The sequence below is a fragment of the Rhizobium esperanzae genome, assembly GCF_002204185.1.
Taxonomy (GTDB): Bacteria; Pseudomonadota; Alphaproteobacteria; order Rhizobiales; family Rhizobiaceae; genus Rhizobium; species Rhizobium esperanzae.
This window is the reverse complement of sequence record NZ_MXPU01000012.1, coordinates 55,650-70,924: the sequence shown is the minus strand read 5'-3', so window position 1 is coordinate 70,924 and position 15,275 is coordinate 55,650. Positions and strand designations below refer to the sequence as shown.

Genomic DNA, 15,275 nt, shown 5'->3' with positions numbered 1-15,275 from the left:
CGTGAAGCTGTTCATTACCCGGGTCGTTCTGGCGCTCAGAAATTTCCAGCAATGGCTGGTGGCGCAGGCGATGTTCGGCTTCCTGAACGTGCTGAAGCTGTTTCCGGCCGATGGCGCGATTCGCTTCGCGGACCGGGTGATGCGCCGCCTCGGCCGGCGGACCCGCCGCCATAAGCTGATGCTCGTCAATCTCCGCAACGCTTTCCCTGAGAAGAGCGAGGCCGAGATCGAAGAGATTGCGCTCGCCAGCTGGGGAAATATGGGTCGGCTCGCGGCCGAATACGTCTTCCTCGACGAATTGTTCGACTACGACCCCGAACGGCCGGAGCCGGGCAGGGTGGAGGTGTCGGGCATCCCCATCTTCCTCGACCTGCGCGACAATCCGCGCCCCTTCATCGTCTTTACCGGCCATACCGCCAATTTCGAGCTGCTGCCGGTGGCGGGCGCGGCCTTCGGGCTCACAGTCACCGTGCTTTTCCGGCCGCCGAACAATCCCTATGTCGCCAAGAAGGTGTTTGACTTCCGCAGCGCGCGCATGGGCAAGCTGGTGCCCTCGCATGCCGGCTCCTCCTTCGCGCTCGCACGCCAGTTGGAGGCGGGCCAGGGGGTGGGCGTGCTCGTCGACCAGAAATTCGGCAAGGGGCTGAAAGGCACCTTCTTCGGGCGAGAGGTGAAGACCAATCCGCTGCTGCCGAAGCTGGTGCGCCAGTTCGATTGCGAGGTCTATCCGGCGCGCTGCATCCGCCTGCCAGGGAATCGCTACCGGCTGGAAATCGAACCGCGGCTGGAGATGCCGCGCGACGCCAAAGGCAATCTCGACCTGCCGGCGGCCGCCCAGCTACTGAACGACAAGGTGGAAAGTTGGGTGCGGGAATATCCGGAACAATGGCTCTGGTATCACGACCGCTGGCAGATCAAGAAGACGCTCGCGCCTTGAAAATCGAACCCTGATTTATCAGCGGTGAAAAGCGGCAGGTGCTCTCGGATTGAAACCGAGTAAACTTCATGTTAGCCGTCACTACCAAGGCGCGAATAATATCCACCTTAGGGCGCATTTGGGAAAGTGCTCCCACACAATTTGGGCACGCCACTTGGGACAATGGGAGTGGGAGGCGTCTTGCTGGAGCTTTTTCGAGCTTTTTCCTTGCGCTGCGCGCAAATAGAGGAAGCCATACGCCAAGGCGACGATCAGCGCGTCATGTTGCTCGACCGTCACGTCGAGCCGCTGGTCGAGGCTATCCTGGCCTGCCGGGCGGCCAATCTGCTCGAAGTCTATATGCAGCTGCAGTTCGTCAGCCATCTTGTCGTTCGGGACGCGGACGACAGCGCCAGCGTCAGAGAACATGCGGCGGTGCTTTCCTATCTGCTCGACTGCTATTTCGGCACGCATGCGCCGGACTGGCGGGTGCCTTCGCCGCAGGACGTGCGCATCGAGCCGCCGGCAGCCTATGTGCCCGACACCGACAACGGCCAATTCCTCAACGCGGCGATCCTCGAAAGCCTGCCGGACCGTGTCGCGGTGCTGACCAGGGACTACCGCTACCTCTATTCCAACGCGGCCAACAGCGCCCATCTCGACAGGAAGCCGATGGAACTGATCGGGCGTCACCTTTCCGAATTCATCGGCGAGGAGCGCTTCGCCGAATGCGCCAAGCATAAGCTGGACGTCTGTTTTGCCGGCGCGGAGGTCGACTACACTTATGAGCGGCGGACCGGCGGCGGCGCATCCCGACAGGTGCGCTGCCGCATGTCGCCGCTGCGCGATGCGGGCGGCATTGTGATCGGCGCTCTGATCGTGATGAATCGGTAGTCTAGAGCAATTCCGTTTTTCTTCGAATCACGGAATTGTTCTATCTCTTTGTTTTCACGCAATTCCGGGCGCAAAACCGCTGCACACTTTTGCTGGAATTGCTCTAATTTATGCCGTCGCCCAGACGGCGAGCTCGTAGCCGTCGCGGTCGAGGAAATGGAAGCGGCGGCCGCCGGGAAAATCGGTGATCGGCCGGCAGATCGTGCCGCCGGCCCTTTCGACCGAAGTCAGCACTTCTTCCAGATCCCTGGCGTAGACGACGACGAGCGGGCCGCCCGGCCGGACGGGGCCGAAATCGGTGAAGCCGCCTTTCAGCCGGCCATCGTCGAATTCGCAGTAATTCGGGCCGTAATCGGTGAAGCGCCAGCCGAAGGCCGAGCCGTAAAAGGCTTTGGCGGCGGCGATGTCGGATACGTTGAATTCGACATAGTCGATGCGGCGGTCATTGTGTTCGGAGTTTTCAGCCATCTATCTCTCCATCAGGGCTTTCAGCATGACGAGATCCTTCTCGATATGCGCGGCATCGGCGGCAAACTGCGCATCTGTCATGCCGGGCAGGCGCAGCAGCGTGAACATGGCCTCGCAGCCATCGCCGTTCGGCACGATGCGCAGGGCATTATAAACCCGGAGGCCGGATTCGATCGTCACCGTATGATCAATCACGCCGAATTCATTGGCGGGAACGAAGCTCACCTTGATGGTGCCGAGGGGACCGTGGGCGATCCAGTCGGCGCCGTCGGGCTCGAAGCCGGTGGCAAGGCCGGAGGCCCAGAGCGGCATGTTCTCCGGCTTGCCGGCGAAGTCGTAGACATCCCGCCAGTCGCGCTCGATCGACTGGTGGATGATTTTTGCAGGCATTGTCGCCATGGTGCAGGTCCTTGTATTTGGGTTTCCCTGAAATAATAAGGCCGGCCGGCGGTGTCTTGAACAAAACGGTCAGCCCGATCCTTTCCGCCCGCCGAGTTGGTCGAGGATGATCGCAGGGGTGAGCGTCGAGAGTTCTGCGACCTCGCGTGTCATGTGGGCCTGATCGGCAAAGCCTGCTTCGAGCGCGATGCGGGCGAGCGGCATCGTGTCCACCCTGCGGCAGAGGTCGAGGAACTTCTGGAACCGGCGGATGCGTTCCAGTGTCTTTGCGCCATAGCCGAAATGATGGTGGCAGCGGCGGCGCAGCTGCCTTTCGCTCATGCCGAGCCGGTCCGGCAGGCCGGAGGCCGGGCGGTCGCTGTCGGCGGCGGCGAAGATCATGGCGGCGTCGCGGGCGGGCTCCTCCTCGTCGCGCGCGGCCTCTTCAAGCAGACGGCCGAACAGCGTCGCGGCGGCCTCGGGGTCCGGACAATCTTGCAGCCGCGCCTCGAATTCGCTCGTGCCCTTCCGGCCGATGTCGGCAAGCGGCACCGAGAGGCCGACCAGCGCCGAGAGCGGCGTCTTCAGCCAGGATGCCGCGGCGCCCGGCGCAAAGCGTGCGCCGATGACGGTCGCGCCCGGCCTTATGACGGGGAAGGCTGCCGTCCTGTCGGGCCCGGCAACCTCAAGCCTTCCGTCAATCCAGAGGAGATCACAATAACCATCCGGCACGATCGCCACCCTCGCCGGCGGCCCATCGTTCAGCGTATGCGACCAGAGGCGGCTGAAATGGCGCCACAAGGCGGGCGTCGGGGCATATTCGCGGTAGCGGCCGGCGCGGGCCGCAAGCAGCGCCATATCTTTTCGTCTTTTCGAAACCAAACGATATCTCCCGAGGTCCGCATGATAACATGAGATAGGGCGGTACGGGCGATCGCGAAAATTTGCGGCTTCCGGATCGGCTGCAGATGAAAGGTTGTCGGACAAGTCAGGCGATCAAAGCTGTATTTCATCGGCTTTTGCGAACCGATTAGACCCTCGCGAGACTTGCCGTTTGAGCGAGACAGTGCCACAACACCGGTCCAAATGACACATCGGAGGTTTGTCGTGGAAAAGGCAGAAATCGGACTGATCGGCCTTGCGGTCATGGGCTCCAACCTGGCGCTCAACATCGCGGAGAAAGGCAATAAAATCGCGGTCTTCAACCGCACGCCTGAGAAAACCGATGAATTCTATGAAAGCGCCGGCGATCTGAAGAAGCAGATCATTCCCTGCAAGACCATCGAAGAGTTCGTCGATGCGATCCGGCCGCCGCGTCCGATCATCATCATGATCAAGGCCGGTGAGGCCGTCGACCAGCAGATGGAGGCGCTGCGCCCGCATCTCTCCAAGGGCGACATCATGATCGATGCCGGCAACGCCAATTTCCGCGACACCGTCGCCCGCTTCGACCGCCTCAAAAACACCGATCTCACCTTCATCGGCATGGGTGTTTCCGGCGGCGAAGAGGGTGCGCGCCACGGACCGTCGATCATGGTCGGCGGCACCGAAGAATCCTGGAAGCGAGTCGAGAAGGTGCTGACCTCGATTGCCGCCCGCTACAATGACGAGCCCTGCGTCGCCTGGCTCGGCAATGACGGCGCCGGCCATTTCGTCAAGACCATCCATAACGGCATCGAATATGCCGACATGCAGATGATCGCCGAAATCTACGGCATTCTGCGCGACGGCCTCGGGAAGAGCGCCTCCGAAATCTCCGGCATCTTCGGCGAGTGGAACAAGGGCCGGCTGAACTCCTACCTGATCGAGATCTCCGAGAAGGTGCTGGCGGCGACCGATCCGGTTTCCGGCGGGCCGATGGTCGACATGATCCTCGACAAGGCAGGCCAGAAGGGCACCGGCAAATGGTCGGCGATCGAGGCGCAGAACATGGGCATTCCGGCAACAGCGATCGAAGCCGCTGTCGCCGCCCGCAGCCTCTCCTCGATGAAGTCGCAGCGGGAAGCGGCGGAAAAGATTTTCGGCACGCAGGCCGTTTCGTTCCCGATCGCCTACGGTCCCGAGCTCAACAAGGATCTGGAACTGGCGCTCTTTGCCGCCAAGATCGGCGCCTATGCGCAGGGATTCGCCGTGATGGCGGAAGCGTCGCGCGAGTTCAACTGGTCGCTGCCGATGCCGACGATTGCGAGGATCTGGCGTGCCGGCTGCATCATCCGCTCGCAGTTCCTCGATGAGATCACCTCGGCCTTCACCAAGGCTCCGGATGCTGCGAACCTGATCGTCACGCCAGCTTTCTCCGAGATGGTCAAGGAATCGATCCCGGCGCTACGCCGCGTCGTCGCTGCCGCCATCTCGGCCGGCCTGCCAGTGCCGGCGCTGACCTCGGCGCTCACCTATTTCGACGCCTACCGCCAGGGCAGGGGAACCGCGAATCTCATCCAGGCCCAGCGCGATTTCTTCGGCGCCCACGGCTTCGACCGCCTTGATGGCAAGGATTTTCACCACGGCCCCTGGGGCAGCGGTGCGGCGACCTTCTGAGGTTTGCAGAGAAGATACGAAAAAGCCCGGCCGTCGCGCCGGGCTTTTTCGCGGGCCGCCGCATGTCGTCCGATGTGACAGGCGAACGCGATGGAGGCTTCGCCGGGGGACGCCGAGCGGCACACTTCAGTTTGCTGCGGCATTCGAAAGCTAGACGTTCAGAAAGGCGATAACATGTCCGGAACGGGCGCGATCACAATTCGAACGGAGCGGCTAATTCTCCGCAAGCCTGAGGTCGAAGATTTCGACACCTACGCGCGACTGATGGCTTCCCCGCGGTCTGTCGGAATGGGCGGTCCCTTCGACCTGCGGGCAGCGTGGGGGATGTTCTGTCACGACGTGGCGCTCTGGCAGCTGTTCGGACATGGAGCGCTGATGATCGATCTTGCCGAGAGCGGCGAATGCGTCGGCCAGGTGGGGATCAACCATGGGCCGCTCTTTCCCGAAAAGGAGCTGGGGTGGTTCGTCTACGAAGGGCGTGAGGGCCGGGGCTATGCGACCGAAGCAGCCTTGGCGCTCCGCGATTGGGCTTTTTGACGCTCAAGCTGACGTCGCTCGTCAGCTATATTGCTCCCGGCAATACCGCATCCGTTGCTGTTGCGGAACGGCTGGGAGCGCGTCTCGATCCCGCGGCACCTCGGACTGATCCTGCCGATCTCGTCTATCGTCACTTCGCTCCTTGAGACTATGCTCTGAGGCCGACAGGCAATTGACGGACGTCTCAATCCTTACACGTTGATGGATCAGTATCGGGCTCTGCAAGAGATGGGTGCCGGATGACGGACGGGAAACAGGAACATTGGGACGCGGTTTACCGTGTGAAGGCTGCCGACAGTGTCAGCTGGTATCAACCGATGCCTGAGCCTTCTCTGCGTACGCTTGACGAGCTGCATCTGCCGGCCACCGCTTCGCTGATCGATGTCGGCGGCGGCGCCTCGAGCCTTGTCGATCGTCTGTTGGAGCGCGGGTGGTCCGACCTCACGGTTCTCGATATCGCCGCGCCAGCCCTTGAGGTCGCCAAGGCGCGGCTGCGGGGCGGGGCGGCTCAGGTCGATTGGGTGGTGGCCGATATTACCGTATGGCGCCCGGAGCGCGGTTATGACGTATGGCATGACCGCGCGCTCTTTCATTTCCTCACCGAGCCCGCGCAACGGCTCGCCTATCGCCGCGCCCTTGACGCCGGAACGGCGCCGGGCAGCGTCGTGATTATCGCGACCTTCGCGCCGGATGGGCCAGAGCGATGCAGCGGCCTGCCGGTCCGGCGTTATGACGCGGCAGCGCTGGCGGCGGAGTTCTCGCCCGCCTTCATACTGGAGCGCGACTGGCGCGAGGAGCATGCGACGCCTGGCGGCGGCCGGCAGTCTTTCCAATGGTGTGTTCTTCACAGGCGCTGAGATGCGGGCGAGAAGCAGCTAATTGCTTCCTGAGACAGGCGGTCGAGCACGAAATCGGCCCGATCGGCGACCGGCCTCTTCGGCAGTATGATGGCCTGGTAGCCGAGCGTCGGATAGATCGCGGCCAGCCGGTCATATTCGGCGACAGCCTCGTCGAAGCCATGGCGCCGCTCAGGATCGCTCACGTAGATCTCCGCCCATGGCGGCGTGAGAAAAACGCGTCTGTCGTAAGGGTAGGCGGCGCTCAACCTTTCCAAGTTCGGTTCTCCGGTCAGGTGCTGAAGCGCTGCCGCGGCGTCGATCAACCCACGATCGAAGAACGTCCAGCCCGGCTGCCGTGCGACGGCCGCGTGGTCGGCAATCGCCATTTCGATCGCACGACGGGCGAAGGCCGCCATGTCGACCCAAGGCAAGGCAGCGCCATCGCCATCGAGCTCCTGCTTGACGATCCGCCGGCCGGGCTCTTCGACGATCCTGTGACCGCGGCGGCCAAGCTCCGCAAGCAGCGTCGATTTTCCGCCGCCGGAACATCCGGAAATCAGAATCGACCTGTTCATGATCTAGCCTGCCCTGCGGGCGCGCGCGATGCCGTGGCCCACCAGACGGTCGATGATCTCGGCATAGCTTACGCCGCTTGCCGCCATCGCCTTGGAATACATACTGATATCGGTAAAGCCGGGAATGGTGTTGAGCTCGTTGATGACGAAGCGCATGTCCGATGTCAGGAAGAAATCGACGCGCGCCATGCCGTCGCAGCCGACGGCTCGGAAAGCCCTTGCGGCCATGTCGCGCATGGCGGCCTCGATCTCCGCCGGCAGGTCGGCCGGCACTTTCAAGGCAGCGCCGTTCTCATCGATATATTTGGCGTTGTAATTGTAGAAGCCGTGGCTTTCGGCCGGCACGATCTCGCCCGGGCGGGAGACGAAAAGCTTGCCGTCGGTATCCTCCAGCACGCTGAATTCGATCTCGCGTCCGGCGACGAATTCCTCGGCAAGCAGGATGCGGTCATGGCGGAAGGCCTGCTCGAGCGCTGCGGCGAATTCCTGGCTGGCATGGACCTTGGCGACGCCGACCGACGATCCCTGCCGTGCCGGCTTGATGAAGAGCGGCAGGCCGAGTTCGCCTTCGAGCGCGGAGAGTGAAGGGGCAGCACCCTCGTGGATCGCCACGGCGCGCGCCACCGGCAGGCCCGCCGCCCGCAGCAGGCGCTTGGCGATATCCTTGTCGAGGGCCGTGGCCGAACCGAGGATGCCGCAGCCGGCGAGCGGCACGCGCGCCACTTCAGCTGCGCCCTGCACCGATCCGTCCTCACCATGCGGGCCGTGCAGCACAGGAAACAGGATGTCGATCCTTGGCAATTCATGTGGCGCGCCGTGGGCTGGCATCGCCAGCATGCGCCCGCGGCCGCCCGGCACGAGGCAGATTTCCGTGCCTGACGAGGGTGTCGCCAGCCGGCCGTCCTCGAAGCTGCTCAGCAGCCATTGTCCCTCGCGGGTGACGAAGACGGGAAGGGCGTCATATTTCTCGGGCTCCAGGGCAGCCATGACGTTGGTCGCCGAGAGGATGGAAACTTCGTGCTCGGCCGAACGGCCGCCGAAGAGCACGGCAATGCGCAGCCTGTTGGGGGAAGGGGTCATGAAAGCCTCCGAAGCGATAGGATGCGGAAAGATCAGGCTTCGACCGATATGCCGCGATTGGCAAAGAAACGATCGAAGACGGCAAGCGGCAGCGTGACATCCGCTTGGCTTGCCGCGTCATGGCCGGACGGATTGTGGAAGCGGATCGTCTCCTGCGAAGCTGATGTCACCAGCACGAGATGTCCGCCCTTTGCCGGCGGCTCGCGCTCCGGCCAGCGGATGGCCGAATGCACCGATGCGATGAAGAAGCGGCGTTTCGACAGAAGTTCCGGGATGGCCGACGTTTCGACGTTGGTCATCGTCTCGGCGCCGAGCCCGAAACGCTCGCTCACAAAGCGGACGAAGGGAGCGTAGATCAGCCCCTTGATCGAAGCGTCGATCTCGTTGATGACATAAGCGCCATATCTAGTGCAGGCGCGGGCAAGCTCGAGAGTCGGATGGATTTCGCCGCGCGCGGCGAGAATCATCTTCAAGCAGGCCATGCCGCAGACATTCACCGCCCAGCGCGCATATTCCTCAATGGTCGCGGCTCCCGATTGGCGCCAGAGCGGATCGCTGAGCAGCGCCTGCGACCCCTCAGCAAGCACCGGCAGCGTCATACCGGGCGTTTCCCATTGGCTGAAATAAGGCACGCTGCTCTGCGGCATCCTGTCGACATCCCCGTGGCTCGTGCTTGAGATGGCGGGCAATCTTGGTTTTTTCGAGCCGATGCCTGTTTGTGCTGGGGTGCGGTTCATTTTTCTTCAGGAGATCGGTGGCCAATCGATCTTCCGGATAAGATATTGAATTCCGTCCGATTGCGCACGCTTCGCGACTCTCGGGCCGTGACGATGAGGAGCGATCTGGGAGACTTGCCAACTTTCCCGCCGTTAGTCCAGCGACGAGCACGGGATTAACGGAGGAGAGGTTAGGGTTCGCCATACGGGCCTCGAGGGACGAGGCGAGCGTTCCTGCATTCGACAGGAGCGGCGCTGCCGCTTATCTGCCGTTCTCCGGCCATATCGGCTGACTGATGCTCTGCAGCAGTTCCGGTTCGACGCCGTCGATGCGGGCGATGACGGCTTTGGCCATTTCGCGGCCGGCTTGGCGCACATCCTCTTGGGCGGTGATGATCTCGGGACGGATCCAGTTCAGGATCGGCACCGACTGCTTGGACACCAGGTCGAGATCGCGCCCCAGCGCCTTGCCGGCGGCCTCGATGCCGGCATTGACGGCGATCGCAGCGCTGCCGGCCGAGCAAACGATGCCGTCGGGGGCGTTGGCCGAACGCATCATCACCTCGACGACGTCGCGGATATCGGCAAGCGGCGCATCGGTGTTGATACGCAGCGGCACCTCTTCGGCGCCGTAATCGTGCAGACCGGTCTGAAAGCCGATCCGAATGTGGGCGTAATAGGTGAGTTTGCTCGGCGGCTGCAGCAGGGCGATGCGCCGCCGACCTCGTTTGACGAGGCGTTCCACCGCCTGATGGGCAAAGGCCTCGTTGTCGAAATCGTGGAAGGGGTGGACGAGACCTGCATCGGTGCGCCCGTGCGTTGCAAAGGGCATGCCGCGTTCCGACAGGAGCCGCACGCGCGGGTCGTCCGGCTCGATACGCGAGATGATAACGCCGTCGGCCGAGCCAGTCTCGAGGATATAGCGCACCGGCAGCATCGGGTCCTTGCTGTGGGAATGCGGTGTCACGACGATATGATAAGGGGTGCCGGACAGGACTTCCGATATGCCGAAGACCATCTGGCTCGAGAAGCCCATGATCTCTTCATCGATGCTGAGGACGAGGGCGATGACGTTGGTCTTGCCGGTGCGCAGGCGCACGCCCGCCCGGTTCGGCTGGTAACCGAGCTGGCGGGCGACCATGCGCACCCGCTCTTTGGTTTCGGCGCCGATATCCGGCGCGTCCTTCAGCGCACGCGATACCGTCGTCACGCCGAGGCCGGTCATGAAGGCGATCGTCTTCAATGTCGGGCGCTCGCGCGTCACCGCCGTCGATGTCGCCTGTCCGAAATTTCCCTTGTTTTCCATCCCTGTAGGCCGCCTTGCGCGATTGGTCTCGCTTATAGAGGCTTTTTCAGGCGCCGTAAGCCCGCCGCCTGCCAAAATCGCGCCTCCCTGAGGAATTCAATCTGTAACGATACAGTAGAAAAGTCGAGTGGTTTTTCTTGTGTGCGTCGCAATATCATTCGCACAGGTTGAATTGGTGAATCTTCCAGAATTTTTTTCGGCTGCGAAAAAGGTAAGGCCGGGCTCGAAACTGAGATTTGAAAATTACCGTTAAATTTCATTGTAATGGTCAGACGCAGCGCCTGCGGAAAAGTGTGCCAGGCTGCCGATTCAGCGGGTGTGTGGAGGTCTTCCGAAACAGTCAGAAGTGGTAATCAGGATCTTTAAAGAAAAATTTACGGGCGGGCAGTTGCGTGGGGAAATCGATTGATCTAAGTTTTTCCGGCAACGTTTCAGTGAGGGAGGAGAACTCATGAAAATTCGTATGATGGCGGCCATGCTTGCCGCTTCCGCTGCGCTTCCGATCAGCGCCGGCGCCACCGATCTCGAAGTCACCCATTGGTGGACGTCTGGCGGCGAGTCCGCTGCTGTCGCCGAGTTGGCAAAGGCATTCGACGCCACCGGCAACCACTGGGTCGACGGCGCTATCGCCGGTTCCGGCGGAACGGCGCGCCCGATCATGATCAGCCGCATCACCGGCGGCGACCCGATGGGTGCCACCCAGTTCAACCACGGCCGCCAGGCCGAGGAACTGGTTCAGGCTGGCCTGATGCGCGACCTGACCGATGTCGCGACCGCGGAGCATTGGAAGGACATTATTCGTCCGTCGAGCCTGCTCGATTCCTGCACGATCGACGGCAAGATCTACTGCGCTCCGGTGAACATCCATTCCTGGCAGTGGCTGTGGCTTTCGAACGCTGCCTTCAAGAAGGCCGGGGTCGAAGTTCCGAAGAACTGGGACGAATTCGTCGCTGCCGCTCCGGCTCTCGAAAAGGCCGGTATCATTCCACTCGCTGTCGGCGGTCAGCCCTGGCAGGCGACAGGCGCCTTCGACGTGCTGATGGTCGCGGTCGCCGGCAAGGACGTCTTCAACAAGGTGTTCAAGGACAAGGATGCAGAGGTCGCCGCCGGACCCGAGATCGCCAAGGTCTTCAAGGCTGCCGACGACGCCCGCCGCATGTCCAAGGGCAGTAACGTCCAGGATTGGAACCAGGCGACCAACCTGGTCATCACGGGCAAGGCCGGCGGTCAGATCATGGGTGATTGGGCGCAGGGCGAATTCGCGCTCGCCGGTCAGAAGGCCGGCACCGACTACACCTGCCTGCCGGGTCTCGGCGTCAACGAAATCATCTCGACGGGCGGTGACGCTTTCTATTTCCCGCTGCTGAAGGATGAGGAAAAGTCCAAGGCGCAGGCCGTGCTCGCCAAAACCCTGCTGGATCCCAAGACCCAGGTTGCCTTCAACCTGAAGAAGGGCTCGCTGCCGGTTCGCGGCGACGTCGATCTTGCCGCCGCCAACGACTGCATGAAGAAGGGCCTCGACATCCTGGCCAAAGGCAATGTGATCGAAGGCACTGACCAGTTGCTTTCGGCCGACAGCCAGAAGCAGAAGGAAGACCTCTTCTCCGAATTCTTCGCCAACCCGTCGATGACGCCGGAAGACGCTCAGAAGCGTTTCGCCGGCATCATCGCTTCGGCCGACTGATCGGCAGGTTCGCTGCCCTTGCGATCCGGCTTCCCGGAGCCGGATCCTCCCGCAAGTTTCGACGGTCTTGCCGGCCCTTCCGGCGGACCCCGCGGGCAGGGGTGAGAGACGGCCGTCACCGGCCGCAGCTGCGATTTGAGGAGAAGTGTTCATGACGGGTCAAGCGCAAGCAGGCCGGCCAATCAAGCTACTGCGCAATCTGAATGCCAAGATTGCGTCCATTCCGATGATCCTGACAGCGCTGGTGATCTTTGTCGGCGGCACGTTCTGGACGGTCTTTTATTCCTTCACCAATTCCAAGCTCCTCCCGCGGTTGAGCTTCGTCGGCTTCGACCAGTATCACCGTCTTTGGGCGGCACCCCGCTGGGTTACTGCGATCGAAAATCTGGCGCTTTACGGCGTCCTTTCGCTGATCTTCAGCCTGGTCATCGGCTTTGTGCTCGCCGCGCTGATGGATCAGAAGATCCGTTTCGAAAACACTTTTCGCACCATCTTTCTCTACCCCTTCGCGCTGTCCTTCATCGTGACCGGTCTCGTCTGGCAGTGGGTGCTGAACCCGGATTTCGGCGTCCAGTCGGTGGTGCGTTCGCTCGGCTGGACAAGCTTCACCTTCAATCCGCTCTATACGCCCGAAATCGTCATCTACGGGATTCTGATCGCGGCGCTTTGGCAGGGAACGGGCCTCGTCATGTGCCTGATGCTTGCCGGTCTGCGCGGCATCGACGAGGACATCTGGAAAGCGGCCCGCGTCGACGGCATCCCGATGTGGAAGACCTACCTGCTCGTCGTCATTCCGATGATGCGGCCCGTGTTCATCACGACGATCGTCATCATCGCCTCCGGCATCGTCAAGGTCTACGACCTCGTGGTGGCGCAGACTTCGGGCGGTCCCGGCATCTCCTCGGAAGTGCCGGCCAAATACGTCTACGATTACATGTTCCAGGCGCAGAATCTGGGTCAGGGCTTCGCCGCGTCGACGATGATGCTGGTCACAGTCGCGATCATCATCGTTCCGTGGGCCTATCTGGAGTTCGGAGGAGGGCGCAAGCGTGGCTGATATCGAAACTCTCAACACCACGGCCGCCGGCCTCGATGCCGTCTCACAGAGGCTCGGCGACGGTCCGAGCGGTCCGAAGCCGCGCCCGAGGCTGTCAGCGCGCAACATCATGCTCTATGGAACGCTGACGGTTGCAGCGCTCTATTATCTGCTGCCGCTCTATGTGATGGTCGTGACGTCACTGAAGGGCATGCCGGAAATCCGTCTCGGCAACATCTTCTCGCCGCCGATGGAGATCACCTTCGAACCCTGGGTCAAGGCCTGGGCGGAGGCCTGCACGGGCCTGAACTGCGACGGCCTGTCGCGCGGTTTCTGGAATTCGGTCCGCATCACGGTGCCGTCGGTGATCATCTCGATCGCCATCGCCTCGGTGAACGGCTATGCGCTGGCAAACTGGCGGTTCAAAGGTTCCGAGCTGTTCTTCTCGATCCTCATCATCGGGGCCTTCATTCCCTATCAGGTCATGATCTACCCGATCGTCATCATCCTGCGCGAAATCGGCATCTACGGCACCCTGACCGGCCTTGTCATCGTACACTCGATCTTCGGTATGCCGATCCTGACGCTGCTCTTCCGCAACTACTTCGTGTCGCTGCCGGAGGAACTGTTCAAGGCAGCGCGCGTCGACGGGGCAGGCTTCTGGCAGATCTTCCTGAAGATCATGCTGCCGATGTCGATGCCGATCTTCGTCGTCGCCATGATCCTGCAGGTCACAGGCATCTGGAACGACTTCCTGTTCGGCGTGGTCTTCACCCGACCGGACACCTATCCGATGACCGTGCAGCTCAACAACATCGTCAATTCCGTGCAGGGCGTGAAGGAATACAACGTCAACATGGCAGCGACGATCCTCACCGGCCTGGTGCCGCTGATCGTCTATTTCGTCTCCGGGCGGCTTTTCGTTCGCGGCATCGCCGCAGGCGCAGTGAAGGGGTGATCACATGAACATGAATTCAACTGTCTCTAATTCGAGCGTCTCGATCAAAGATCTGTCGCTGAACTTCGGATCGGTCAGCGTGCTGAAGGATCTCAACCTCGACATCAATGACGGCGAATTCCTGGTGCTGCTTGGATCGTCGGGCTGCGGCAAGTCGACCTTGCTCAATTGCATCGCCGGCCTGCTCGATGCTTCGGAAGGGCAGATCTTCATCAAGGGCAAGAACGTCACCTGGGAAGAACCGAAGGATCGCGGCATCGGCATGGTCTTCCAGTCCTATGCGCTCTATCCTCAGATGACGGTCGAGAAGAACCTCTCCTTCGGCCTGCGCGTCGCCAAGGTGCCGCAGGCCGAGATCGACAAGCGCGTAGCGCGTGCGGCCGAGATCCTGCAGATCCAGCCGCTCCTGAAGCGCAAGCCGGCCGAACTATCCGGCGGTCAGCGCCAGCGCGTGGCGATCGGCCGGGCGCTGGTGCGCGATGTCGACGTCTTCCTGTTCGACGAACCGCTGTCCAACCTTGACGCCAAGCTGCGTTCAGAACTGCGTGTCGAAATCAAGCGCCTGCACCAGTCGCTGCAGAATACGATGATCTATGTGACGCATGACCAGATCGAGGCGCTGACGCTGGCTGATCGCATCGCCATCATGAAGAGCGGCATCATCCAGCAGCTCGACGATCCGACGACGATCTATAACCGGCCGCGCAATCTCTTCGTCGCCGGCTTCATCGGATCACCGTCGATGAATTTTCTACACGGCGAATTGGTCAAATCAGGCGACGGCATCGCTTTTACCGCAAACGGCGTCAATTTCTCGCTTGCCGCCTACGGCGCCAACGAGACCCTGCAGCCCGGCCGCAAGGTGGTGCTCGGCGTCCGCCCCGAACACATCAAGGTCAACGAGAATGCGGGCGGCGAAGAACATGACGCTACCGTCGATATCGAGGAACCGATGGGGGCGGACAATCTTCTGTGGCTGAAGCATGCCGGTCACACGATGTCGGTCCGCGTCAACGGCGCGCGCCGCTTTGATGTTGGGGCCAAGGTGAAGCTCAGCTTCGACATGGCGCTGGCTTCGGTGTTCGATGCCGAGAGTGAGTTGCGGCTTTAGCGGAGGTTCTGCGGGCGGGGGCGGGGATGGCGCCGCCTGCTTGCTGTAGGGCTGTTTGTATGAATTCGACCGACGCTCCACCCAGGCTGGCGCGAGCTTAGCAAGAGGCCAACTCCGCTCTCCGTCATTCTCCGGCTTGACCCGAGAATCCATGCCTGCCGCGGCTGGTGGATGCCGAGTGGATGCTCGCGTCAAGCCCGAGCATGACGGACGGGAAGGGGGCGCAACGACCGACAATT

At 61.8% G+C, this 15,275-nt stretch carries 15 protein-coding genes and 1 pseudogene; 9 read left to right on the top strand and 7 right to left on the bottom strand.

Annotated features, from left to right (window positions below; genetic code table 11):
* The first annotated feature begins 1 nt into the window (after position 1).
* Positions 2-937, top strand: a complete 936-nt coding sequence (locus B5E41_RS18540) for a lipid A biosynthesis lauroyl acyltransferase (protein ID WP_088395572.1) — start codon at positions 2-4, stop codon at positions 935-937.
* Positions 938-1,117: 180 nt separating this feature from the next.
* Entirely contained in the window at positions 1,118-1,810 is a 693-nt protein-coding gene (locus tag B5E41_RS18535; protein WP_176439434.1) for a PAS domain-containing protein, read from the top strand.
* A 108-nt stretch (positions 1,811-1,918) separates the two neighbouring features.
* Here B5E41_RS18535 and B5E41_RS18530 read toward each other — a convergent pair whose 3' ends face one another.
* From B5E41_RS18530 to B5E41_RS18520, 3 genes are all read right to left on the bottom strand, one after another.
* Positions 1,919-2,278 carry a VOC family protein gene (locus B5E41_RS18530; protein WP_011425727.1) on the bottom strand — a complete coding sequence of 120 codons (360 nt, stop codon included), beginning with the start codon at positions 2,276-2,278 and terminating at the stop codon, positions 1,919-1,921.
* Positions 2,279-2,677: a polyketide cyclase gene (locus B5E41_RS18525; protein ID WP_088395570.1), complete on the bottom strand. Its 399-nt coding sequence runs from the start codon at positions 2,675-2,677 to the stop codon at positions 2,279-2,281.
* Positions 2,678-2,746: 69 nt separating this feature from the next.
* Positions 2,747-3,538 carry a helix-turn-helix domain-containing protein gene (locus B5E41_RS18520; RefSeq protein ID WP_088395569.1) on the bottom strand — a complete coding sequence of 264 codons (792 nt, stop codon included), beginning with the start codon at positions 3,536-3,538 and terminating at the stop codon, positions 2,747-2,749.
* A 204-nt stretch (positions 3,539-3,742) separates the two neighbouring features.
* Between B5E41_RS18520 and gndA the strand changes: the two genes are divergently transcribed.
* The 3 genes and pseudogenes from gndA (at position 3,743) to B5E41_RS18505 (ending at position 6,588) form a co-directional block, all read left to right on the top strand.
* Positions 3,743-5,194, top strand: coding sequence for an NADP-dependent phosphogluconate dehydrogenase (gndA, locus tag B5E41_RS18515; RefSeq protein WP_011425724.1), 1,452 nt, complete (start codon positions 3,743-3,745; stop codon positions 5,192-5,194).
* Between the two features lie 174 nt (positions 5,195-5,368).
* Positions 5,369-5,877 (top strand): annotated as a pseudogene (locus B5E41_RS18510) (GNAT family N-acetyltransferase).
* Positions 5,878-5,970: 93 nt separating this feature from the next.
* Positions 5,971-6,588 (top strand): class I SAM-dependent methyltransferase, encoded by a 618-nt coding sequence (locus B5E41_RS18505; protein ID WP_011425722.1) that lies wholly within the window; start codon positions 5,971-5,973, stop codon positions 6,586-6,588.
* On the opposite strand, the gene B5E41_RS18500 is transcribed toward B5E41_RS18505, so the two are convergent.
* From B5E41_RS18500 to B5E41_RS18485, 4 genes are all read right to left on the bottom strand, one after another.
* On the bottom strand, positions 6,576-7,145 hold the full coding sequence (locus B5E41_RS18500) for an AAA family ATPase (protein WP_088395568.1): 570 nt from the start codon (positions 7,143-7,145) through the stop codon (positions 6,576-6,578). The genes B5E41_RS18505 and B5E41_RS18500 overlap by 13 nt on opposite strands.
* A gap of 3 nt (positions 7,146-7,148) precedes the next feature.
* Entirely contained in the window at positions 7,149-8,225 is a 1,077-nt protein-coding gene (locus tag B5E41_RS18495) for a D-alanine--D-alanine ligase family protein (protein WP_088395567.1), read from the bottom strand.
* Positions 8,226-8,257: 32 nt separating this feature from the next.
* On the bottom strand, positions 8,258-8,872 hold the full coding sequence (locus B5E41_RS18490) for a C39 family peptidase (RefSeq protein WP_088395566.1): 615 nt from the start codon (positions 8,870-8,872) through the stop codon (positions 8,258-8,260).
* A gap of 331 nt (positions 8,873-9,203) precedes the next feature.
* Positions 9,204-10,247 carry a LacI family transcriptional regulator gene (locus B5E41_RS18485; RefSeq protein WP_088395565.1) on the bottom strand — a complete coding sequence of 348 codons (1,044 nt, stop codon included), beginning with the start codon at positions 10,245-10,247 and terminating at the stop codon, positions 9,204-9,206.
* Positions 10,248-10,698: 451 nt separating this feature from the next.
* On the opposite strand from B5E41_RS18485, the gene B5E41_RS18480 reads away from it, so the two are divergent.
* From B5E41_RS18480 to B5E41_RS18465, 4 genes are all read left to right on the top strand, one after another.
* The gene (locus B5E41_RS18480; RefSeq protein ID WP_064803166.1) at positions 10,699-11,931 is read left to right on the top strand and encodes an ABC transporter substrate-binding protein; all 1,233 of its coding nucleotides are present in this window, start codon (positions 10,699-10,701) and stop codon (positions 11,929-11,931) included.
* Between the two features lie 151 nt (positions 11,932-12,082).
* Complete coding sequence (locus B5E41_RS18475) at positions 12,083-12,988, top strand: carbohydrate ABC transporter permease (protein WP_011425716.1); 906 nt, start codon at positions 12,083-12,085, stop codon at positions 12,986-12,988.
* Positions 12,981-13,925 (top strand): carbohydrate ABC transporter permease, encoded by a 945-nt coding sequence (locus B5E41_RS18470; RefSeq protein ID WP_088395564.1) that lies wholly within the window; start codon positions 12,981-12,983, stop codon positions 13,923-13,925. Before B5E41_RS18475 ends, B5E41_RS18470 begins: the two co-directional genes overlap by 8 nt.
* Positions 13,926-13,929: 4 nt before the next feature.
* Entirely contained in the window at positions 13,930-15,036 is a 1,107-nt protein-coding gene (locus tag B5E41_RS18465) for an ABC transporter ATP-binding protein (protein ID WP_088395563.1), read from the top strand.
* Positions 15,037-15,275 lie beyond the last annotated feature (239 nt).

What these genes read in the sequence shown, in the direction of transcription:
- B5E41_RS18480 (WP_064803166.1), top strand. Translation starts at nt 10,699, where the DNA reads ATGAAAATTCGTATGATGGCGGCCATGCTTGCCGCTTCCGCTGCGCTT.
- B5E41_RS18525 (WP_088395570.1), bottom strand. Translation starts at nt 2,677, where the DNA reads ATGGCGACAATGCCTGCAAAAATCATCCACCAGTCGATCGAGCGCGAC.
- B5E41_RS18485 (WP_088395565.1), bottom strand. Translation starts at nt 10,247, where the DNA reads ATGGAAAACAAGGGAAATTTCGGACAGGCGACATCGACGGCGGTGACG.
- B5E41_RS18500 (WP_088395568.1), bottom strand. Translation starts at nt 7,145, where the DNA reads ATGAACAGGTCGATTCTGATTTCCGGATGTTCCGGCGGCGGAAAATCG.
- B5E41_RS18530 (WP_011425727.1), bottom strand. Translation starts at nt 2,278, where the DNA reads ATGGCTGAAAACTCCGAACACAATGACCGCCGCATCGACTATGTCGAA.
- B5E41_RS18490 (WP_088395566.1), bottom strand. Translation starts at nt 8,872, where the DNA reads ATGCCGCAGAGCAGCGTGCCTTATTTCAGCCAATGGGAAACGCCCGGT.
- B5E41_RS18475 (WP_011425716.1), top strand. Translation starts at nt 12,083, where the DNA reads ATGACGGGTCAAGCGCAAGCAGGCCGGCCAATCAAGCTACTGCGCAAT.
- gndA (WP_011425724.1), top strand. Translation starts at nt 3,743, where the DNA reads ATGACACATCGGAGGTTTGTCGTGGAAAAGGCAGAAATCGGACTGATC.
- B5E41_RS18505 (WP_011425722.1), top strand. Translation starts at nt 5,971, where the DNA reads ATGACGGACGGGAAACAGGAACATTGGGACGCGGTTTACCGTGTGAAG.
- B5E41_RS18465 (WP_088395563.1), top strand. Translation starts at nt 13,930, where the DNA reads ATGAACATGAATTCAACTGTCTCTAATTCGAGCGTCTCGATCAAAGAT.
- B5E41_RS18495 (WP_088395567.1), bottom strand. Translation starts at nt 8,225, where the DNA reads ATGACCCCTTCCCCCAACAGGCTGCGCATTGCCGTGCTCTTCGGCGGC.